The sequence below is a fragment of the Microbacterium sp. Be9 genome, from assembly GCF_011754135.1.
Lineage (GTDB): Bacteria > Actinomycetota > Actinomycetes > Actinomycetales > Microbacteriaceae > Microbacterium > Microbacterium maritypicum_A.
In genome coordinates this window covers 1-20290 of sequence record NZ_WNWT01000001.1, presented here as the reverse complement: position 1 = coordinate 20290, position 20290 = coordinate 1, and the positions used below count along the sequence as shown (strand labels likewise).

General features: G+C 67.5%; 24 protein-coding genes and 3 tRNA genes. 20 read left to right on the top strand and 7 right to left on the bottom strand.

The features are described 5' to 3' along the window. Positions 1 to 87: 87 nt before the first annotated feature. From GLO27_RS00135 to GLO27_RS00090, 10 genes are all read left to right on the top strand, one after another. Complete coding sequence (locus GLO27_RS00135; protein WP_167253064.1) at positions 88 to 1017, top strand: PfkB family carbohydrate kinase; 930 nt, start codon at positions 88 to 90, stop codon at positions 1015 to 1017. An 86-nt stretch (positions 1018 to 1103) separates the two neighbouring features. Continuing rightward, positions 1104 to 1188, top strand: a tRNA-Tyr gene (locus GLO27_RS00130). Positions 1189 to 1338: 150 nt separating this feature from the next. Next, positions 1339 to 1974 carry a DUF2510 domain-containing protein gene (locus GLO27_RS00125; RefSeq protein WP_167253062.1) on the top strand — a complete coding sequence of 212 codons (636 nt, stop codon included), beginning with the start codon at positions 1339 to 1341 and terminating at the stop codon, positions 1972 to 1974. 39 nt (positions 1975 to 2013) lie between these two features. Next, the gene (locus GLO27_RS00120; RefSeq protein ID WP_021199015.1) at positions 2014 to 2505 is read left to right on the top strand and encodes an FBP domain-containing protein; all 492 of its coding nucleotides are present in this window, start codon (positions 2014 to 2016) and stop codon (positions 2503 to 2505) included. A 46-nt stretch (positions 2506 to 2551) separates the two neighbouring features. After that, positions 2552 to 3352 (top strand): enoyl-CoA hydratase/isomerase family protein, encoded by an 801-nt coding sequence (locus GLO27_RS00115; RefSeq protein WP_167253060.1) that lies wholly within the window; start codon positions 2552 to 2554, stop codon positions 3350 to 3352. 117 nt (positions 3353 to 3469) lie between these two features. Continuing rightward, the gene (locus tag GLO27_RS00110; protein ID WP_167253058.1) at positions 3470 to 4504 is read left to right on the top strand and encodes a hypothetical protein; all 1035 of its coding nucleotides are present in this window, start codon (positions 3470 to 3472) and stop codon (positions 4502 to 4504) included. After that, on the top strand, positions 4501 to 5295 hold the full coding sequence (locus GLO27_RS00105; protein WP_029259810.1) for an inositol monophosphatase family protein: 795 nt from the start codon (positions 4501 to 4503) through the stop codon (positions 5293 to 5295). Before GLO27_RS00110 ends, GLO27_RS00105 begins: the two co-directional genes overlap by 4 nt. A 121-nt stretch (positions 5296 to 5416) precedes the next feature. Beyond that, positions 5417 to 6625: a M23 family metallopeptidase gene (locus GLO27_RS00100; RefSeq protein ID WP_167253056.1), complete on the top strand. Its 1209-nt coding sequence runs from the start codon at positions 5417 to 5419 to the stop codon at positions 6623 to 6625. 68 nt (positions 6626 to 6693) lie between these two features. Further along, positions 6694 to 6765, top strand: a tRNA-Thr gene (locus tag GLO27_RS00095). Positions 6766 to 6800: 35 nt separating this feature from the next. Beyond that, a tRNA-Met gene (locus GLO27_RS00090) sits at positions 6801 to 6874 on the top strand. A 57-nt stretch (positions 6875 to 6931) separates the two neighbouring features. Here the strand turns inward: GLO27_RS00090 and GLO27_RS00085 are convergent. Further along, complete coding sequence (locus GLO27_RS00085; RefSeq protein ID WP_167253054.1) at positions 6932 to 7642, bottom strand: META domain-containing protein; 711 nt, start codon at positions 7640 to 7642, stop codon at positions 6932 to 6934. A 161-nt stretch (positions 7643 to 7803) separates the two neighbouring features. On the opposite strand from GLO27_RS00085, the gene GLO27_RS00080 reads away from it, so the two are divergent. Further along, a complete protein-coding gene (locus GLO27_RS00080; RefSeq protein ID WP_243844685.1) occupies positions 7804 to 8868 on the top strand; it encodes a zinc-binding alcohol dehydrogenase family protein in 1065 nt (354 codons plus the stop codon). Here the strand turns inward: GLO27_RS00080 and GLO27_RS00075 are convergent. The 5 genes from GLO27_RS00075 to GLO27_RS00055 all read right to left on the bottom strand — a co-directional run bounded on the left by GLO27_RS00075 (position 8857) and on the right by GLO27_RS00055 (position 13290). Beyond that, entirely contained in the window at positions 8857 to 9645 is a 789-nt protein-coding gene (locus GLO27_RS00075) for a CPBP family intramembrane glutamic endopeptidase (RefSeq protein ID WP_021199032.1), read from the bottom strand. The two genes, GLO27_RS00080 and GLO27_RS00075, sit on opposite strands and share 12 nt — an antisense overlap. Beyond that, on the bottom strand, positions 9642 to 10469 hold the full coding sequence (locus tag GLO27_RS00070) for a CPBP family intramembrane glutamic endopeptidase (protein WP_021199033.1): 828 nt from the start codon (positions 10467 to 10469) through the stop codon (positions 9642 to 9644). The genes GLO27_RS00075 and GLO27_RS00070 overlap by 4 nt, the downstream gene beginning before the upstream one ends. 88 nt (positions 10470 to 10557) lie before the next feature. After that, a complete protein-coding gene (locus tag GLO27_RS00065) occupies positions 10558 to 10866 on the bottom strand; it encodes a hypothetical protein (protein ID WP_021199034.1) in 309 nt (102 codons plus the stop codon). Between the two features lie 105 nt (positions 10867 to 10971). Further along, complete coding sequence (locus GLO27_RS00060) at positions 10972 to 12651, bottom strand: MDR family MFS transporter (protein WP_167253050.1); 1680 nt, start codon at positions 12649 to 12651, stop codon at positions 10972 to 10974. Then, complete coding sequence (locus GLO27_RS00055; protein WP_021199036.1) at positions 12652 to 13290, bottom strand: TetR/AcrR family transcriptional regulator; 639 nt, start codon at positions 13288 to 13290, stop codon at positions 12652 to 12654. 178 nt (positions 13291 to 13468) lie between these two features. Between GLO27_RS00055 and GLO27_RS00050 the strand changes: the two genes are divergently transcribed. The 5 genes from GLO27_RS00050 to GLO27_RS00030 all read left to right on the top strand — a co-directional run bounded on the left by GLO27_RS00050 (position 13469) and on the right by GLO27_RS00030 (position 15805). Further along, entirely contained in the window at positions 13469 to 13909 is a 441-nt protein-coding gene (locus tag GLO27_RS00050; protein WP_021199037.1) for an Asp23/Gls24 family envelope stress response protein, read from the top strand. Positions 13910 to 13968: 59 nt separating this feature from the next. Then, complete coding sequence (locus GLO27_RS00045) at positions 13969 to 14142, top strand: CsbD family protein (RefSeq protein WP_029259828.1); 174 nt, start codon at positions 13969 to 13971, stop codon at positions 14140 to 14142. Positions 14143 to 14262: 120 nt separating this feature from the next. Then, a complete protein-coding gene (locus GLO27_RS00040) occupies positions 14263 to 14829 on the top strand; it encodes an RNA polymerase sigma factor (RefSeq protein ID WP_021199039.1) in 567 nt (188 codons plus the stop codon). Then, positions 14826 to 15446 carry an Asp23/Gls24 family envelope stress response protein gene (locus tag GLO27_RS00035; protein ID WP_021199040.1) on the top strand — a complete coding sequence of 207 codons (621 nt, stop codon included), beginning with the start codon at positions 14826 to 14828 and terminating at the stop codon, positions 15444 to 15446. Before GLO27_RS00040 ends, GLO27_RS00035 begins: the two co-directional genes overlap by 4 nt. Next, a complete protein-coding gene (locus tag GLO27_RS00030; protein WP_029259830.1) occupies positions 15446 to 15805 on the top strand; it encodes a hypothetical protein in 360 nt (119 codons plus the stop codon). The genes GLO27_RS00035 and GLO27_RS00030 overlap by 1 nt, the downstream gene beginning before the upstream one ends. A 32-nt stretch (positions 15806 to 15837) precedes the next feature. Here the strand turns inward: GLO27_RS00030 and GLO27_RS00025 are convergent, their stop codons facing one another. Then, the gene (locus tag GLO27_RS00025) at positions 15838 to 16686 is read right to left on the bottom strand and encodes an SDR family oxidoreductase (protein ID WP_029259831.1); all 849 of its coding nucleotides are present in this window, start codon (positions 16684 to 16686) and stop codon (positions 15838 to 15840) included. A gap of 93 nt (positions 16687 to 16779) precedes the next feature. Here GLO27_RS00025 and GLO27_RS00020 point away from each other — a divergent pair, with 93 nt between their 5' ends. The 4 genes from GLO27_RS00020 to truA all read left to right on the top strand — a co-directional run bounded on the left by GLO27_RS00020 (position 16780) and on the right by truA (position 20154). Further along, positions 16780 to 17145, top strand: coding sequence for a helix-turn-helix domain-containing protein (locus GLO27_RS00020; protein WP_021199043.1), 366 nt, complete (start codon positions 16780 to 16782; stop codon positions 17143 to 17145). A gap of 99 nt (positions 17146 to 17244) precedes the next feature. Further along, positions 17245 to 18786, top strand: a complete 1542-nt coding sequence (locus GLO27_RS00015; protein WP_021199044.1) for an APC family permease — start codon at positions 17245 to 17247, stop codon at positions 18784 to 18786. A 2-nt stretch (positions 18787 to 18788) separates the two neighbouring features. Then, positions 18789 to 19256: a ribonuclease E activity regulator RraA gene (gene rraA / locus GLO27_RS00010; protein WP_167253048.1), complete on the top strand. Its 468-nt coding sequence runs from the start codon at positions 18789 to 18791 to the stop codon at positions 19254 to 19256. 43 nt (positions 19257 to 19299) lie between these two features. After that, positions 19300 to 20154 (top strand): tRNA pseudouridine(38-40) synthase TruA, encoded by an 855-nt coding sequence (gene truA / locus GLO27_RS00005; RefSeq protein WP_021199046.1) that lies wholly within the window; start codon positions 19300 to 19302, stop codon positions 20152 to 20154. Positions 20155 to 20290 lie beyond the last annotated feature (136 nt).

Genomic DNA, 20290 nt, shown 5'->3' with positions numbered 1-20290 from the left:
GTCCACACCGTACTGCTCGTCGGCGGCGCGACCGGAGAGGAGCGCGATGCAGCCCGTCGGTGCACGGCGCCACGATAGTGTCGGCAGGTGAGCAATCAGACTTCTTCCGCCGGTTCCGTTGTCGTGATCGGCGATGCCTTGATCGATGAGATCCGCGACGATTCCGGCGTCCGCGAACTCGTGGGCGGTGCGGCACTCAACGTCGCCGTCGGACTGCGGCGCCTGGGAGTCGAGACGACGCTGATCGCCATGGTCGGGGAGGACGAGGCAGGCGCGCACATCCGCGAGTACCTGTCCGACCACGGCGTGCGCCTGATCGGGAGTGAGGCTCCCCTCGGCTCGTCCCGCGCGATCGTGCAGCGGGCGGCCGACGGCGAACCGCAGTACGTCTTCAACGAGGCCGCCCAGAGACGCAGCATCCGATACTCCGACGACGCTCGTCAGGCGATCGCCGACGCCGGGCTCGTCGCGATCAGCTGCTTCCCCTTCGATGTGCCCGCAGAGGTCGAGGCACTGAGCGACGCCCTGGGAGAAGCACGCGTCGCGATCGATCCCAACCCGCGCGCCGGGATGCTCAGCGACCGGGAGGAGTTCGTCCGCGGATTCGAACAGCTCGTGGTTTCGGCTGCCGTCGTCAAGGTCGGTGCGGATGATGCGGCGATCCTCTACGACGGTGACCTCGACGCGCTGCGCGCGCGCCTGCGGGACCTCGGTGCTGCGGCCGTCCTCGCGACCGCGGGTGCCGACGGCGCCACGATCGACGCGGATGCCGGCATCGTCTCCGCCCCCATCGCGCAGCTTCCCGGCGCGGTGATCGACACGGTCGGCGCAGGGGATGCGACTCTCGCCGCCGTCGCGGAAGGCCTGGTCGAGGCGTCGCCGTCTGCGCTGGGGGAGTGGCGGGCACTGCTGCAGAGGGCCATGGATGTTGCCGCCGCGACCTGTCGGGCAGAGGGCGGGCTCCTGCGGACACCCGAGTCGCTGGAGGCCTCCGGTCGCGGCGTGAGCGGCAGCTGACGGTCCGATTTCTTGCACCCGCCTCCGACAGGTATGCTTGTCTCTCGTGCCCCCGGTTGGCTGTCGAAGTCGGACGGGTGCGCTCTGGCGAGTTACCCAAGCGGCCAAAGGGATCTGACTGTAAATCAGACTGCTCTGCATTCGGGGGTTCGAATCCCTCACTCGCCACCATCACCTCCGCGGAAGACTGCGGAAATCCGAGGGCCCACGCGATCACCGCGGGGGCCTTCTCTCATCCCCGCCTCCCGGATGTCGCCACCATGAATATGGTGGTCACATGCTCCAGACGATCCGCGCCCGCGTCGACCTCGGAGCGCGACCATGAGCGCCCCCGCCGGGTGGTACACCGATGACCAGGGAGCGACGCGATGGTGGGACGGATCCCGATGGGATGGCGAGGCGCCGACCCCCGTGACGTCGGGGGAGTTCCCGTCGGTCCCGGAGGGAACGAGCGCAAACACCATATGGGTGTGGCTGATCGTGCTCCTCCCGGTGCTCAGCGCGATCGCCGCCATCGGATACCTGGTGCAGATGCAGCAGGGGATGTTCGACATGCTCGCCGTCGTCCCGCTGGACGGCTCGTCGTCCCTCGACGTGGAGAGATTCATCGCCGCGGAGATCAACGCCTTCCTCACGCCGTGGTACCTGGTCCTGACGCTGTCGGGCTGGACGATCTACGGGCTCTCCGTCTGGTTCGCCGCCCTCGATGCCCGCGAGCTCGCCGGCCGAGGGTTCTCCCGACCTTTCCCCTGGGCGTGGACCTTCTTGTCCTCTCTCGTCTACGTGATCGGTCGTCATGTCGTGGTCCGTCGACGGGGAGGACGGGGGTTGGCGCCGCTGATCGTGATGATCGCCATCCAGGTCGTCTTTCTTCTCGCGGCGTCCGTCTGGGCATCGGTGTTCGCGGCTCAGCTGTTCGAGACGGTCTTCTCGATGGTCACGATGCGGCGGATGTGACGTGGCCCCGCGAGTGCGAACGGTTCATAGACTGGACTGATGCGACCGCTCACCGAAGCCGAAGTCCGGGCCTCGTTCGTCAATGCGGATGCCGACGAACTGCGCCTCATGGAGATGCCGCACGACTTCCTCCTCGTCGACTGGGACTATCTCGACTTCTTCGCCTGGCAGGATCCCGGCGCGAGTCGCCGTGGCTATGTGCTGATCCCGCACGACGAGGAGATCGTCGGCATCGTGCTGCGCGCGACGGATCCCGGACGTGCGCGTTCGGGCATGTGCAACATCTGTCACACGATGCAGCCCGGCAATCAGGTCGCGCTCCTTTCCGCACGTCGGGCGGGGGAGGCGGGGAAGCGCGGCGACTCGTTCGGCACCTACATGTGCGCCGACCTCTCCTGCCACGAGAACGTGCGTCTCGCCCACCCGCTCGCACCGAACGAGGTCAGGACTCCGGGGCAGGTCGACTTCCGCCTCGACGGCACGCGTCGCCGAATGGAGAGCTTCGTCTCGCAGGTCTGGGAGCGGGTCTGATCGCGGTTACGCTGGTCCCACACGTCCTGCGCTCGAAGGAGAAGCCATGAGTGATGCCATCCTGTTCGCCGTCGAAGAGGGATTGGCACGGCTGACGCTGAACCGCCCCGCTCGCCTCAACGCCTTCAACGCCGACCTCGCACACGCCTGGAAGGACGCGACGGCCGAGGCGACGTCGAGATCCGATGTGAAGGCGATCCTGATCGATGCCGTCGGCCCCGCTTTCTGCGCCGGGGGCGATGTGATCGACATGGCGACGACGATGGGGGCTTCCGGCGCGGAGATCACCGCTCTCGCCGAGGTCATCAACACCGGCATCCGCTCGTTGACGGAATCGGCGGTGCCTGTCGTCGCCGCTGCCCACGGCACCACGGCCGGCGGTGGTCTGGGGATTCTGCTGTGCAGCGACTATGCCGTGGTCGGCTCGCGATCGAAGCTCGGCAGCCTCTACGCGAACATCGGTCTGACCCCGGATCTGTCGGTCTCCGCTCAGCTCGCCCGTGCCGTCGGTCAGCGCCGTGCCCTGCAGCTCGTGCTGCAGGATCGACTGCTGTCGTCGGCGGAGGCTGTGGAGTGGGGTCTCGTCGCCGAGGCCGTCGAAGGTGCGGACGCCGTCTCCGAGGCGGAACTGGTGCGTGCTCGCGGTGAGGAGATCGCGCGATTCTGGTTGGCGGGCGCCGCAGACGCCTACGGCCAGGCGAAGCGGCTGGTGCGATCGCAGCCGGAGCGCACGTTCGTCGAGCAGCTGAGTGAGGAGGCGCGTTCGATCGGAGCAGCCCTGGAGACGCCGGATGCGCAGGCCAGAGTCGCAGCCTTCGCCGCAGCATCGGCGAAGAAGGCCGGCTGATCTCTCCTCCACAGAGGCAGAGATCGAGAAAGGTCTTTCGCGACGAGGGCGACGCCCGTGGCATCTGCGGGCGCGCGTGGCAGGATGAAGGCATCGCCGCACGACGAGAGGATCGCCATGTCCCAGCCGGACATCACCACGCATCAGACGCAGGGTGAGAAGAAGAACATGTCGCTGCTCATCAGGGGTTCCCTGTGGATCGCCATCGGGGCCCTGATCGCCGCGGCTCTCGTGTGCGTCATCTGGGTGCTCATCGGTGATCAAGATGGTCTGATCGGCCGGGCGTTCCTCACGATCCTGCTGCTCGCAGCGTTCGCCGGCATCGCGATCCTCGAAGCCGGTCTCGCGCCGAACCGTCCCGACTGGCTCCAGTTGGCGAGCATGGTGAGCTGGATCGTCGCGCTCCTCGTCGGAGCCGTGAAGATCTGGCTGCCGGAAGACGGCTTCTACTTCGGTGCCGAGCGCTTCTTCCAGCTGCTCCTCGTGATCGGCATCCTTCAGCTCGCCCTGCTGCACGTGCGCCTGTTCACTCCCGCGGCGCAGCGATACGTCACAACATTCACGCGGGTCATCTACATCGTCACGATCACGTTCCTCGCTGGCCTCGTCGGCATGCTCGTGTTCTTCCTGGCCTTCCCGAACACGTTCCACTACGGCGAGCTCTACTGGCGCATCGTGGTCGCGCTGACGATCCTGGTGGCCGTCGGCACGACGCTGATCCCACTGCTGAACGCGCTCTTCGCTCCCAAGAAGAAGACGCCCGCCGATCGCGCTGTGGCATCGCCGCCGTCCTGGCCCACCTACGCAGACGGCATCACCCCGCTCCCGGCGCTTCCCGACGCATCGCCCGACTGGAACGCCTACTACACGGGGCACCCGACCGTCGTGCCGCCGCAGCAGGCGCTCGCCGCAGCACCGGTCTCGAGTTTTCCGGTCGCGCCCCAGCCCACATCGCCACAGCCCACATCGCCACAGCCCACATCGCCACAGCCCGCTGCTCCGCAGTTCACGCAACCGGTCGCCTCGCCGCAGGTGGCTCCGGGAGAGCATCTGGTGCCACCGGCGCCGGCCGCGCAGCCGACGGCTCCTCCGCAGGAGACCTTGCCGGCCTTCCCGCCGCCTCCCCCCGCCCCGCAGCGGCCTGCCCAGTGACACTCGAACTCGAGCTCCTCGAGCTCGCGAGCGAGATCGCGGAAGAAGCCGGACGGCTCGCGCGCACGCGTCGACAGGAGGGGGTGCGTCTGGCGGCCACCAAGTCGTCGCTGGCCGATATCGTCACCGAAGCCGATCGAGAGGTCGAGGCGCTCATCCGCGAACGCCTTCGGGCCGCGAGGGCCGACGACGGTTTCCTGGGGGAGGAGACCGGTGCCGAGGCCGGCAGCAGCGGGATCACGTGGGTCGTCGATCCGATCGACGGCACCGTCAACTATGCATACGGCATCCCGGCGTACAACGTGAGCATCGCCGCCGTCCGCGGCGATCCCGATCCGGAGACCTGGGAAGCACTCGCCGGTGCGGTCAACGCCCCCGCGCTCGGCGAGATGTTCACGGCCGCCCGCGGCCAGGGCGCATGGTCGAACGGCGACCGTCTCGAGGTGACCGGAGAGACCCCGGCCGGAGCGCTGCTCGCCACGGGGTTCGGCTACGACCCGACCACGCACGAGGGTGACATCGCCACCGTGGGGCGGGTGATGCCGATGGCCCGGGATCTGAGACGCATGGGAGCCGCAGCACTCGACCTCGCCTTCGTCGCGGCGGGGCGACTGGACGGATACTTCGAGCGGGGGCTTCGTCCGTGGGACTTCGCCGCCGGTGCCCTCCTCGTCGAAGAAGCGGGTGGTGTGGTGTCGCGCATCGACATCGACTCCCCACGTCCGATGCTGCTCGCGGGCGGGGTGGAAGTGCACTCGCGACTGCGCGCCATCCTCGACCAGAAACATTGAACGATTCATGGCATTCCCAGACTGATCAAGATATGGTTTATGCGATCGTTACTTTCGCCACCCGAAGGTGAAAGTCAAAGTTTGCGCCCCCCGAGCTTGACGCACGACCGAGAGAAACGCTTTGCCCTTCGAGACTTCCCAGGCTGCCTCTGCGCCCACGCGCCGGTCCAGCCGACTCCGCACTGCGGCCTCTGAGGCCCCCGCGGCGGGACCGACGGCACCCATCTCTGCCGCCGAATCCGCCGCCGCGCCCACTGCCGCCGCCCCCACTGCCGCGGTCGACGCCACAGCCGTCGCCCTGGCTGCTGTCGCCCCGCTTTCCCGGCGTGCCGCCCGCCAGCGCCCCACGGCCGACGATGTCGCCGCCGAGCCGCTGGTCGAGCCCTTCATCGCTCCGAACCCGGAGCCGATCATCGCCGATGTTCCCGATGTGCCCGGCGACGACGCCGACGCGTTCGAGCGTGCGTCCCGCGCGTTCCGTGCGACCGGTCCCGTTCCCACCGTCTCCGCAGCCGACCGTGCGCGGGTGCAGTCGGCGCGCGCCTCCGACGACGAGCCCGTCGCCTCCGTGCATGTGGCCGCCCGTCGTCCCCGCAACATCCGCAAGGCTGTGACTCTCAGCGCGACTGTCGGGGTGATGAGCCTCGCCGGTCTCCTCGCGGTGTCCATGACGCTCCCCGCCGAGGCGGTCGCCGGCGTGCAGGGTGCTTCGGCGGCATCGATGTCGCTGGTGTCGTCCTCCGCCGAAGAAGCGAAGGACACGGCCGAGGGTGAGATCCAGGCGTTCGTCGCGCCATCCGGTGTCGAGAGCGAGGCGCTCACCCGCGCCGATGACTTCAGCACGGTCTCGCTCGCCGAGGTCGCCGCGGAGCAGGGCATCAACTATTCGCGCGAGATCTTCACGAACGACCCCGACGCCGCGATCCAGTGGCCGTTCCTCGTCGGCGTGGGCATGAGCTACGGCTACGGCATGCGCAGCGGCCGCCTCCATGAGGGCATCGACTTCGTGCCGGGCAACGGCGCGCCGATCCAGGCCATCGCCGACGGCACGGTCCGCATCGCGACCGAACAGGGCGGTGCCTTCGGTGTCACGGTCTACATCGACCACGTCATCGATGGCCAGGTCATCACGAGCCACTACTCGCACATGCAGTACGGGTCTCTGAACGTCAAGGCCGGCGACACGGTGACGGTCGGCACTGTCGTCGGCAAGACCGGAAACACGGGCCGTTCCTACGGCGCCCACCTGCACTTCGAGCTCATCGTCAACGGATCGACCATCGACCCGATGCCGTGGCTCAAGGAGAACGCGGGTCGAACGTCGTACTGACCGGCTCGATTTCATGAGGACGCCACAGTGATGGTATTCTCGTACGGTTGCCCCGCGAGGGGCAGCACGCCCCGATAGCTCAGTGGCAGAGCACTTCCATGGTAAGGAAGGGGTCGTCAGTTCAATCCTGACTCGGGGCTCGCAAGCATTCTTCTCACGCGGACGGATGCCTCGCGGCAGGGTAGCTCAGCTGGTTAGAGCGCACGACTCATAATCGTGAGGTCGCGGGTTCAAGCCCCGCTCCTGCTACAGAACGAAACCCCGGTTCGCCGGGGTTTTTCTGGTTCCCGGGGTGCGATCCGAGCCTCAGCGCGCCGGTTGCAGGCCTCCGATGGGTGAGTCCATATCGCCGTTGACGTACATGTACCTGTCGACGATGTCGGCCGAGTGACCGACGCTCAGCCAGGTGTCGACGCCGTCGCACACGTTCGTCGTCTGGGGGACGAGCGCTTCCAGGTCGATCCTGCCGGAGGACTCCTGCGTCCATCGGCCGCTCAAGTCGTTGCATCCGTCGTTGCCGTCAACCGTGCCGTCGGCGGAGAACCGCAGGTACGGGGTGCCGCCGACGCTCGCCTCCCAGTCTCCGACGGGGTCGGGGAGCGGCGGTGGCGTCTCGACCGGAATCTCGCCGCTCGCGATCCTGTCGTTCCGCTCGTGCATCGGGGCCAGGCCGACCTGGAACAGGATGCTGGTCACGATCGCCGACAGCAGGACGAGGACGACGCCGAGCAACGGGCCCCAGTACGCGGGCTTCCTCGTGCGTCGGGACACCACGGCGACGACCACCGCCGCGAGGACCGAGGCCCCGATCGCCCACGGATAAGCGGCGCGGGCGCCGAAGGCGAGATCCAGATCGCAGTCGCCTTCGCAGCCGACAGCGCTGAACGACTCGAGGATCTGCGCAAAGTACGTCACGAGGAGGATCAGAGGGATGAGGATCCACAGGCTGACCGCGAGTCCGCGCCGATCCGACCGTTCCTGGTCCGCTGTTCCGACCGAGGAGTTCGCCGCGCGCATGCCGTTGAATGTAACAGCCTCGCTGCTGGGTATCGCGATTCGGCGCTCCTTGCGGCGGGAACGCTCCGCCGAGGTCGCCCATCTCCACGATGCAGGCCAGTATCTTTTGGATACCAGGAGCGCTTGCGGGTAACTAGAGTGCTTCGGATAGCGTGACGCGCATGACAACCATGAACACTCCGAACTCCGCCTCCTCGTCGCATCCTCTCCCCGAGCGCATGCCCGCGATCGGCGCCCGCGGTCGGCGTCCCGTGACCGATCCCACGTCCCTCAGCGACATCTCGCTTCCCGTGCCGAACCCCGTCGGTCGAGATCTCCTCGTCGAGGTGCAGGGCGTGTCGGTGAATCCCGTCGACGTGAAGGTGCGCGCCGGCGCTCCCACGTCGGGTGCGCCGCGGATCCTCGGATATGACGCGGCGGGAGTCGTGGTCGCCGTCGGTGACGAGATCACGCGTTTCGCGGTGGGGGATCGCGTCTACTACGCCGGGCAGATCGACCGCCCCGGCACCGACGCCCGATACCACCTCGTGAACGAGAACATCGTGGGCCATGCGCCGCGCACGCTCTCGGTGGCCGAGACAGCCGCTCTGCCCCTCACCGTCATCACCGTCTGGGAGAGCCTGTTCGACCGCCTCGCCCTCACCCGCGAGAGCGAGGGCGTGCTCCTGGTGATCGGCGCCGCAGGGGGCGTCGGATCGTTGATCATCCAGCTCGCGAAGGCGCTCACCCGTCTCGAGGTCGTCGCGGTGGCCTCTCGGCCTGAGACGGCGGAGTGGGTGCGGAAGATGGGCGCAGATCACGTCGTCGGCCGTGACTTCACCAGCGAGGTGTCGGCGCTCGCTCCGACCGGTGTCGACTACGTGTTCACGTCGTTCACGCCCGGCAACGTCCGCGCGATCGCCGACGTCATCCGTCCACGAGGACAGGTGGTCTCCATCGACGAGACAGGGGGCAGCATCGACGCGCTCAAGACGAAGAGCGTCACTTGGCACTGGGAGCTCATGTTCACCCGGCCGGTCACCGACCCCGCCGATCACTACCAGCATGACCTGTTGGAGAGCGTCGCCGCCCTCGTCGACGACGGCACCCTCCGCACCACGGTCACGACCCACCTCACCCCGCTGAACGCCGAGACCATGCGTCGGGCGCACGAGATCGTCGAATCGTCGCGCACCATCGGGAAGGTCGTCGTGACCGACTGGCCGGAGGCAGACCTATTGCAGTGAGGCCGACCCGAGCGCGGGGGTCCGCTCGTCCACTCCGCGGATCACGACCCAGACGATCGCGACACCGACGATCCCCACCAGCAGGTAGAGGAGGTTGGCGATCACGGAGACCCCGCTCGGCGTGCCCACCCCCGCGGCGAAGACCGAGAAGTCCCACACGCCGTGCAGCACCATCGCCCAGATGAGCGATCCGGTCACCCGGCGCAGGATGTAGAGCGCCGTCCCCATGAGGAAGGCGGTGCCCACCTGGCTGACGGTGCCGGCGAACGGTGCGCCGAGGAGCACGTTGACGAAGTGCATCACCGCGAAGAGGGCCGAGGAGAGGAGCCACACCCAGACCTCGGCGAACCGGGATCGCAGAGCCGTGAGCAGCAGTCCGCGGTGCACGATCTCTTCCGTGAAGCCGACCAGGAGGAGCACGAGCGAAGCGCCGAGGAACGCACCGCTGTACGCGCTCCAATCGGTACCGGCGAGATTCAGCACGGCGGCCACGGCGACCAGGATCGGTACGAAGATCGGCCAGGTGTGACGGCTGCGCTGCGCCTCGTGGATCGCCGGGCCCCACCAGCCGAGCAGGCTCGTGGTGATCGCGAGGAGAATCGTCGCGACGATGAGGGAGAGCCCGGCGCCGAAGAAGAGGTTGCCGGCACTGTCGCCCCATGTGTCGTAGGGGATCCCCGTGGACTTCTGGATCGCGAACACCACGACGATGTAGCCGACCCAGATGACCAGGCCGATCCATACCCGCGGCTGCACGCGGAGCGACGGCGCCGTCATGCGGGGCGCGTCTCGGAGAAGGACGGCTGGGCGTCGCCGACGCGACCGCGGATGAAGAAGATCAGCACGAACCCGGTGATGATCACCGCGATGTTGCCGAAGGCGGCGAAGGCCGTGAGTGCACCGTCCGCGGGATACGCGGACTGCAGGAAGATGCTCGGGTCCGTGCTCGCGTGCAGCAGGATCGGTGCGATCAGCGTGCCGGTGACGCGAAGGGCCAGATACATCAGGATGCCGAAGGCGAAGGTGTACAGGACCTGGATCGCGGTGGTCAGCAGAGGCTGTCCCGAGAGCAGGTTGCCCGCGTGGAGGAGGGAGAACAGCGTGGCCGAGATCACCGCGACGACGATCTCGCGGTAGCCGGCCTTGCGCATCAGGGTCACGACCAGGCCGCGGGTGAGGACCTCCTCCGTCAGCCCGATCAGGAGTCCGGTGAGCAGCCACGTGAGGACGACGTCGACGCCGACAGCTCCATAGTCGATCGTGGCGAACCGGAGGATGTTGAAGAGCAGGACGACGACGATCGCGATCCACATCCAGCCACGGCCGCGGATCGGCTGCCGCGCGAAGAGCTCGCGCCACCATCCGACCGACAGGGTGAAGAGCGCCAGGATCACCGCTCCGATGATCTCGGGCAGCAGGTAGAACACCGCGACACCGGCTGTGCCCGCCGGGTCCTGGACCTGCTCGGCGAGAGGGGTGAAGACCAGTGACAACAGCTGGAACAGGGCGAAGTAGACGGCGGTGAGCAAGAGGGCTCGCCACCAGCCGCCCTTCTCCCAGAAGGTCTTCCAGAAGGATGCGGCGGGTGCGGGTGACGACACGGGGACTCCAGGCGAGGTGGGGGACGGCCTACTGGTCGTCAGTCTGGCGCAGACCGACATATCGCGTCCACCTGATCATCACGGCGTGTCAGCGTGGTGCAGACCTTCTGCCGTGCGCGCCGCGGGCCGGGGGAAGGTGCGGGATCGGGATGGGGCGCGTCGCTCGGGAGGTGTCCTGGAACCGCCGCACGGCCTCGAGGACGTCTTCGGCGGAGGAGTAACGCAGGGCGAGCGGGAGGTCGCGGCGCCACAGCACCTCGACCTCGGTGGGGGCGTCCTCGAAGATCGTGCAGACGACTCTGCGGTGGTCGTTCTCCGGGTACTGCAGATCGTGGATCGCCCAGTCGCTCGCGCTGACCTCGACCAGCGTGAATCTCCGGTCTGGATCGTGCTCCATCATTCTCCTCGCTGCCCCCACGATGAACACTGCTCGATCGGGACGCGAAAGGGGAGCCCCTTGACAGAGAGCCGCCCCTGCCCCAGGCGGGCAAGGGCGGCTCGCTCAGCGCGCGACGGGCCTGGAGCCGGGGTCCGTCGGCCCGGCATCGGTCGTGGCGTCGGCGACGGCCGCATCCGACCGTCCGCCCCCGCGCTGCTCGGCCTCCAGCCGCTCCGCCTCGTCACCGCTGATGGCCTCGCCGCGTGCGACCAGTCCGGCCTGATCCGACAGCGGGATCTGCTTGAGGAACAGCGAGAGCAGGAGCGCGAGCACGATGAATGGGACGAGATACCAGAACACCGGCGCCAGGGCGTCCGCATAGGCGGTGACGATGCCCTCTCGGACCTCGTCGGGCAGGGAGCTGAGCGTGGACGGATCGATCGTCGACGCGGCCTCGGAGGCCGCCTCGGGTGAGGCGCCGGCTCCCGCGAAGACGCCGAGCAGGTTCTCGGTGAGCCGCGTGGTGAAGATCGTGCCGAACACCGCCGTGCCGAGGGAGGCGCCCACCTCGCGGAAGTAGTTGTTCGTGCTGGTCGCGGTGCCGATCTCGCCGGCCGGGACCGCGTTCTGCACGACCAGCACGACGACCTGCATGATGAGGCCGAGACCGGCGCCGAACACGAACAGGAACACGCAGATCAGCCAGATCGGGGTCGACGCCGACAGCGTGGTCATCGAGACCATGGCGATGCCGGTGATGATCGTGCCCAGGATCGGATAGATCTTGTATCGGCCGGTCTTCGAGATCGCGATGCCCGAGAAGATCGAGGTCCCCATCAGGCCGACCATCATCGGGATCATCAGCAGACCGGATTCCGCGGCAGAGGTGCCGGAGGACATCTGCAGGAAGGTCGGCACGAATCCGATCGCCGCGAACATGCCGATTCCGAGGACGAGTCCGATCGCGGTGGCGTTCACGAAGATCGGGTTGCGGAACAGGCTCAGCGGGATGATCGGGTCCTGCACTCGCGACTCCGTGATCACGAAGGCGGTCGCTGCGACGACGAGTCCGGCGCCCCAGGCCCAGGTGGCGAGCGAATCCCAACCGAACTCCTTGTCTCCGCCGAAGTCGGTGAAGAAGATGAGGCACGTCGTGGCGATGGAGAGGAAGATCACCCCGAAGATGTCGATCGGCTTCTCGGCCTTCTTGCTCGGCAGCTTGAGCGCGACCAGGGCGATGATGAAGGCGGCGATGCCGACCGGGATGTTGATGTAGAACGCCCACTGCCAGGTGAGGTGGTCGACGAAGTAGCCACCGAGCAGTGGACCGGCGACAGCCGAGAGGCCGAAGACGGCACCGAGCGGTCCCATGTACTTGCCACGCTCATTGGCGGGGACGATGTCGGCGATGATCGCCTGCGACAGGATCATCAGACCACCACCGCCGAGACCCTGCAGTGCGCGGAACACGACGAACATCCAGAAGTCGGTGGCGAACGCGCAGCCGACCGAGGCGAGGGTGAACAGCGCGATCGCGACCAGGAAGAGGTTGCGCCGACCCAGGACGTCGCCGAACTTGCCGTAGATGGGCATCACGATGGTGGTCGCGAGCAGGTAGGCGGTGGTGATCCACACCTGGTGGTCGACGCCGCCGAGCTGCCCGACGATCGTCGGCATGGCGGTGGAGACGATGGTCTGGTCGAGGCTGGAGAGCAGCATGCCCGCGATGAGGGCGCTGAAGATGATCCAGATGCGGCGCTTCGTGAGCAGGAAGGGCGCATCGTTCGTGGCGGTGACGGACATTCAGTGGGCTTTCTGTGACGGCGCGTACAGCGATCGGGCGAGGTCGAGGCGTCGGGTGATGAGGTCGGCGAACGACTCGATGGACTGGTGATGCAGGAGCTGGTCCATGCTCATGCGCACGAGCGCGCCGACGGTGTGCACGACCACCTCGGCGCGCAACTCCGCGTCGGCCGTGTCGTCGGTCTGATCGGAGCCTTCGGCGTCGACAGTGCGGCGCAGGATCAGGCCGACATCGCGTCGTTCGTTCTTCGCGATCTGCTCGAATGCGGCCTTGAGCAGACGCGGCTCCTGCTCGATCACGGCGAACATCGCCGGGGCGTCTTCCACGGGATTGAAGAGCTCGAAGCGGCTGATCGTCAGCTGGATGAAGTCGTCGATGAGGTCGCCGCGGCGGGCGGCGAACTCCTCCTCGAGCGCCTCCTGGCGGGAATCGATCGTCGCGAACCCGAAGACCGCGTTCTCCTTGCTCTCGAAGTAGTTGAAGAACGTGCGACGGGAGACCCCGACCTCGGCGCACAGCTCCTCGATCGTGAAACCGGCGAAGCCCCTCTCCGTCGTCAGTCGCCGCGCGGCATCGGTGAGGGCGCGGGAGGTGTCCCGCTTGCGTTGCTCCCGCAGTGAATCTGCACTCTCGCTCATGGAGTGCAATATTGCACTCTCAACCTTGGAGTGCACTGAGAGTGGTGCGTTGAGCCTTCACGAGAATCTTTTCGACCGATCTGTGACATCTGCCCTCCGGCATACGTCTTAGTGATGGCGTCGCCGACCGCGACCTGCGCACCGCACTGCGGGCGGCACACGGATGAAGGAGCTCACGATGACGAACACGACGGGTGGCATTCAGCCCGAGATCCAGGTCGTCACTCCGGTGCAGGGGGCTGCAGTGGGGACGACCACGATCGAGGATGCGGTGATCGCGAAGATCGCCGGCATCGCTGCGCGTGACGTCAGTGGGGTCCACACGCTCGGCGGGGGCGCCGCGCGCATGGTGGGCGCGATTCGGGATGCGCTCAACACGACCGACCTCTCGCAGGGGATCAGCGTCGCGGTCGGCGAAGCACAGATCACGGTCGATGTGACGATCGTCGCGGAGTATCCGGTGTCGCTGCAGAAGGTCGCCGACGACGTGCGCGCAGCCATCCACCGGGACATCGTCGAGCTGGTGGGCGTGCAGGCCGTCGAGGTCAACGTCACCATCGACGACGTGCACGTGCCCTCCGACGATGACAACGACACGGACGACGCGCCGACCGCATAGGGCGCCTCGTCGAAGACGCGGTCCCGAACTCCGGGGCCGATATGGGAGAAGGAGAAGCCATGAGTGCTGAAGACAAGATCAAGGCCGCTGCGGAGAAGGTCTCCGGCAAGGCGAAGGAGACCGTCGGCAAGCTCACCGACAACGACAAGCTCGTCGCCGAGGGCAAAGCCGAGCAGGCGAAGGGCGACGTCCGCGACGCCGCCGAGAACGTGAAGGATGCCTTCAAGAAGTGACGAGGCGGGGAGAGGCCGCGCGGCCTCTCCCCGATCCTTCCCAGGTGGGTGAGAAATGATCCGATCCGGTGGGGCGACTGTTCCGAACCTCTCAGGGGATCGGGTCGAGGGGTGGGGTAGATGGAAGACGAACGCTTTCGCACAGCGCTCGAACATGCGGACGACGGCATCGTCGCCGGCCGCGCGATGGATGGCGACGTCGCGGCGTTCGCGGTTCTCGTGCGCAGGTACACGCCCATGATGCGGGCGTACACGCAGCGGATGCTGAACGCATCGGCCGATGTCGACGACATCGTCCAGGAATCCTTCGTCACCGCCTGGCAGCGGTTCGGCGAGCTCGACGACCCGACCAAGGTGAAGAGCTGGCTGATGCGGATCGTCAGTCGGAAGGCCGTCGATCGCATCCGTGCGACCCGACCGGCCGTGGACATCGACTCGATCGACCGTCCCGCCCCGCTGCACGCGTCGCCGACCGCGGTCGTCGAAGCGCGCGCGGGCGTCGCGGCGCTCGGTGCCGCCCTGCGCGAGCTGCCGGATGCGCAGCGCGAGTGCTGGGTTCTGCGGGAGATCGGCGGGTACTCCTATGAGGAGATCTCCGAGGAGCTCGACATCCCCGTCTCGACGGCCCGCGGACTGCTCGCCCGAGCACGGAAATACATGATCGTACGGATGGAGGAGTGGCGATGACCGACGACAGAGAGAGTCCCGACGTCCGCCGGCTCGGCCTGGAACCGACCGATCTCGACGGGCACACGCTCGACGAGCTCACCGACTATCTCGATGCGGGGCGACAGCCCGCAGATCGCTCGATCGACGAGTCTCCCGGTTGCCAGCTCGCACTCGACGCACTGACACGGCTGCAGGGGCTCGGTGCCGAGCTCATCGCTGCGGAAGCCGCTGCCGAACCTCCGGTCGACGAGAACTGGGTCGATCGCATCCTCAGTGGCATCGCCATGGATGCGCGCGCCGGAAGGCGCATCCCATTCGAGTCTCCGGATCCGCAGGTGGATCTCGCGATCACCGAGGGTGCGGTGCGAGGACTCATCCGGTCGGCGGAGAACGCCGTGCCCGGCCTTCTCATCGGACGGTGCCGACTCGACGGGGACGTGACCCGACCCGGGACCCCGATCCGTGTCGAGATCGATGCGAGCGCGCTGCACGGACAGTCCATCCCGAAGGTCGCCGCCGAGCTGCGAGCCGAGGTGGATCGTGGTCTGCGTGCACACACCGAGTTGAACGTCGTCGCGATCGACATCGCGATCAGAGACATCCGGGAGGTGTCGTCGTGGGCGGGGGAGAGCTGATGGATGCACAGGAGCGCGGCGAGCTCGCCGCAGCGATCGAGGCGGTCGTCCGGTCGACGCCGGGCGTCCGCAGCGTCTATCGGTCCGGGTCGTTGATCTCGAACCTGCTGCGTGCGGGGGCCGAGGCGATCGGCGTGCGCACGAACGAGGAGCCGATCGTCTCCGTCGCCGGGAACGGTGACGGTGTGGTCATCGAGGCGACCCTCGGTGTCGACTCCGCAGCGCGTTCGGCGGAGATCCTCCACGCCGTGCAGGCGGCCGTCGATGCGGTGCTCGCGGAGCGCGGCGTCCGCCGTGAGAGCATCACCCTCACCGTCGCTCACGTGCAGGTTCCGGTGCAAGCGCACGCGGCGACCTGACCCAGCGATGAAAGCCACCGCGTGCCGCGGGATCAGGCGGAGGCGGCGCGCAGCCCCTCGACGAGCGGGGTCGTCGGGCGGCCGATCAGACGTGCGAGCGTGCCGTCGGTGTCGCCGAGGGCGCCGTTCTTGATTCCGGCGTCGAGCGCAGCGACGAATCCGGCCGTACCCTCGTCGAGGCCGGCGCCGCGGAGCGCGGCGATCTGGTCGTCGAAGCCGAGCGGGACGTACGAGACCTCTCGTCCCGTCACCTCGGCGAACGCCGCGGCGAGGTCGGAGTAGTTCCAGGCGACGTCGCCGCCCAGCTCGTAGACCTCGCCGATGTGCCCGTCCTCGAGCGCCACTGCGGCCGCGGCTTCGGCGAAGTCCTTGCGGCTCGCCGAGGCGACACGTCCGTCTCCGGCGCCGGCGGCGAGCACGCCCGTCTCGGCGGCGCGCGCGAGGTCGGCGGCGTAGTTCTCGGTGTACCAGTTGTTGCGGAGGATCACCGCAGGCAGTCCCGCGGCGGCGATGAGCTCTTCGGTCGCCTTGTGCTCCGGCGCCAGGATCAGGTCGCTCGTGGTCGCCTTCGGGGCGCTCGTGTAGACGAACTTGGAGACGCCGGCGGCCTTGGCGGCCTCGATGACCGCCTGGTGCTGTGCGACGCGCTGGCCGACCTCGGATCCGGATACCAGCACGACGGTGTCGACACCCTCGACGGCAGCGGCGACGGATGCGGGGTCGGTGTAGTCGAGGGGGACGACGCGCACGCCGAGATCAGCGGCCTTGGCCGTGTCGCGGGCTCCGGCGACGATCGACTGCGGGTCGGCTCCGCGCTCGAGCAGGCTGGCGATGATGAGGCGGCCGAGGTTGCCGGTGGCGCCGGTGACGAGGATGGTCATGAGGGTCCTTTCTTAGGTGACACCCTCGACAACCCCGGGGTGGGCGTCCGGCATTCCAATCCGACGGTACCCACTTTGAAGTAAGGTACCCACATGACGGTTAGTTTCGCGCAGATAAAGGAATCGACTCCATTCGTCTTCGATCAGAACTGCGGCACGCGGGTCGTCCTCGATCACATCATGAGCAAGTGGGGAGTTCTCGTGCTCTCCTGCCTGTCCGACGGCACCCACCGTTGGGGTGCGCTGCGTCGGGAGGTCGGCGGGATCAGTGAGAAGATGCTCGCGTCCACTCTGCGCACGCTCGCGGACGACGGGTTGGTCCACCGGGAATCGCTCCCGACCGTGCCCCCGCACGTGGAGTACAGCCTGACGCCGCTCGGTCGCGATCTGATGGAGCGGATGCTGCCCCTGATGGAGTGGGTGGCCGATCATGCTGACGCCATGCTCGAAAGGACCTGAATCGACGGAATCCGTCGTCAAGGCGCATCTTGTGCTTCGGATTCAGATGGTCGAAGAAACCCATTGACGCGATAACCGTGGTGGCTCTACTGTTCTGACATGGCAGCAACGACGCCGATTCATCTGGAACGACCCGACGGCAAGGGTCTGGCTGCGGGAACACTGGGACTCTGGGGGTCGACCGTCATCGGTCTCGCCTCGACGGCCCCGGTCTACTCGCTGGTCGCGACGCTCGGTTTCGTGGTGCTCGCCGTCGGTGCGCAGGCTCCGATCGCCTTCATCATCGCCTTCGTCCCGATGCTCCTGATCGCCTTCGCCTATCGCGAGCTGAACAACGCGGTGCCCGACTGCGGCACGACCTTCACCTGGGGGACCAAGGCGTTCGGCCCCTGGGTGGGATGGATGGGCGGTTGGGGTGTCGCGGTCGCCGGCATGGTCGTGCTCGCCAACCTCGCCCAGATCGCCTCGGTCTACTTCTGGTCGCTGATCGGACAGGACCTCGAGAACAACGACTGGCGCGTCGTGGTCGTCGCCGTGCTCTTCATCGCGGCGATGACGTGGGTCAGCTGGCGCGGGGTCGAGATCGGCGAGCGCATCCAGAACATCCTGCTCGGGATCCAGTACCTGGCGCTCGCGATCTTCGTCGTCGCGGCGCTCTGGCAGTTCTTCGCCGGCACCGCCCCGAACCCGACCCCCTTCGACTGGGAGTGGATGAACCCGTTCGCGTTCACCGACTGGTCGGGCTTCACCGAGGCCATCCTGCTCGCGCTGTTCATCTACTGGGGATGGGACACCTGCCTCGCTCTCAACGAGGAGACCAAGGACCCGAAGCGCATCCCGGGTCGTGCCGCGCTGCTGACGACCGTGATCCTGCTGTTCACCTACGTCGCCGTGACCATCGCGGCCATGATGTACGCGGGTCTCGGCGAGGACGGCACGGGCCTGGGCAACGAGGCGAACGCCGACGACTTCTTCCTGGCGATCAAGGACGGGCTGCTCGGCCCGTTCGGATGGGTGCTGGTGGTCTCGGTGATCATCTCGGCGATCTCGTCGACCCAGACCACGATCCTGCCGACGGCCCGCGGCACACTCGCGATGGGTGTCTACCGTGCCCTGCCCGCGAAGTTCAAGGACGTGCACCCGACCTACAAGACCCCGTCGTTCTCGACCATCGTCATGGGGGTGGTCGCCTCCGTCTACTACGTCGGGATGACGCTGATCAGCGACAACATCCTTCAGGACTCGATCCTCTCGCTCGGTCTCGCGATCGCGTTCTACTACGCCATCACCGGCTTCGCCTGCGTGTGGTACTTCCGCAAGGACCTGACGTCGTCCGCCCGCGAGTTCTTCTTCAAGGGCCTGTTCCCGTTGCTGGGCGGACTCATGCTCACGTGGGCGTTCCTCCAGTCGGCGATCGACATGTGGGACGTCGACTACGGCTACACGGTGCTGTTCGGCATCGGCGGCACTTTCGTCATCGGTGTCGGATCGCTGGCCTTCGGCCTGGTGCTGATGTTCGTCTGGTACCTGTTCCCGCGGTCGAAGCGGTTCTTCCGCGGCGAGAGCCTGAACCGCGAGACCGAGGTGATGGTGCCGGACGAGCCTGCGGTGACGATCCGTTCGATCGACGGAGGCATCTGAGGATGCCGGTCGCGACGGCCGACCTCTACGACCAGCTCGGAGAGGGGATCCAATCCCTTTCGCTGCAGTTGCGCTCGTTCGGGCGCAGAACGGCATTCGACGGGCCGATCCGTACCGTCCGCTGCTTCGAGGACAATGCGATCGTGAAGTCCGTCCTCGCGAGCCCCGGCGAGGGGGCCGTGCTCGTCGTCGATGGCGCCGGATCGCTCGAGACGGCGCTCATGGGCGATCTGATCGCGGCATCGGCCGTTGCGAACGGGTGGGCGGGCGTGGTCATCAACGGGGCGATCCGGGACAGCGTCGCCATCGACGCGCTCGACCTCGGGGTGAAGGCTCTGGGCACCAATCCGCGCAAGAGCGCCAAGCTCGGCGCGGGTGAGCGCGACGTGACGCTCGTGATCGCCGGAGTGGTGTTCCGGCCCGGGGCCCACCTCTACAGCGATGAGGACGGGATCCTCGTCGAACGCTGAGGGGCGACCGGTGGAGGAGAAGTGCGTGTCCTAGGCTTGCTCCGTGCGCATCCGGCTCGACATCGCCTACGACGGCACCCACTTCCGCGGGTGGGCGAAGCAGCCGACTCTCCGCACCGTGCAGGGCACGCTGGAGGCCGCGCTCGCCCGGATCGTCGGATCCGACGTGCAGTTCGTGGTCGCGGGGCGCACCGACGCCGGTGTGCACGCAAGCGGCCAGGTCGCGCACGTCGACCTGGATGAGAGACAGTGGGCGCGCATCGAGGCCCGGCAGGGACGCGCGCCGCTGGAGCCCGCGGAGACCATCGCCGGTCGCATGAGGGGCGTGCTCGGCGCCTACTCCGACGTCACGGTCACGCGGACGTCGATCGCCCCGGAGGGGTTCGACGCCCGATTCTCTGCGGTGTGGCGTCGCTACCGATACCGTCTCGCCGACGCGCAGGCCGGGTTCGATCCGCTGCGCCGCCACGACACGACCACGGTTCGCGGGCGGCTCGACGATCAGGCGATGGATGCCGCCGCGCGTACGCTCATCGGGCTGCACGACTTCGCGGCGTACTGCAAGCCCAGGGAAGGGGCGACGACGATCCGCACCCTGCTCGACTACCGCTGGGAGCGCGATGCCGATGGCGTGCTCGTGGCGGAGGTCAAGGCCGACGCGTTCTGCCACAGCATGGTGCGCGCACTGGTCGGCGCCTGCGTGGCGGTGGGGGAGCGGCGTCTCGATGTGGACGACCTGGTGGTGCTGCGTGACGCGCTGACGAGGACGAGCGAGTTCAAGGTGCTGGCCGCGCGAGGCCTGATCCTCACCGAGGTCGGGTATCCGGCCGACGCGCTGCTCTCGGCGCGGGCGGAGCAGACCCGCGCGCGACGCGATGACACGCGTGGCAGCGACTGAAGGCGTCGGCGCGCCCAGCAGCACTCGACCTCCCGCGCGGACACTCGGTGTGAGAGCGGCGCATACGACGAAGAGGGCCGACCGTGGTGGTCGACCCTCTTCGTGAAACCGTGCCGTGTGTCAGCTGCCGGCGAGC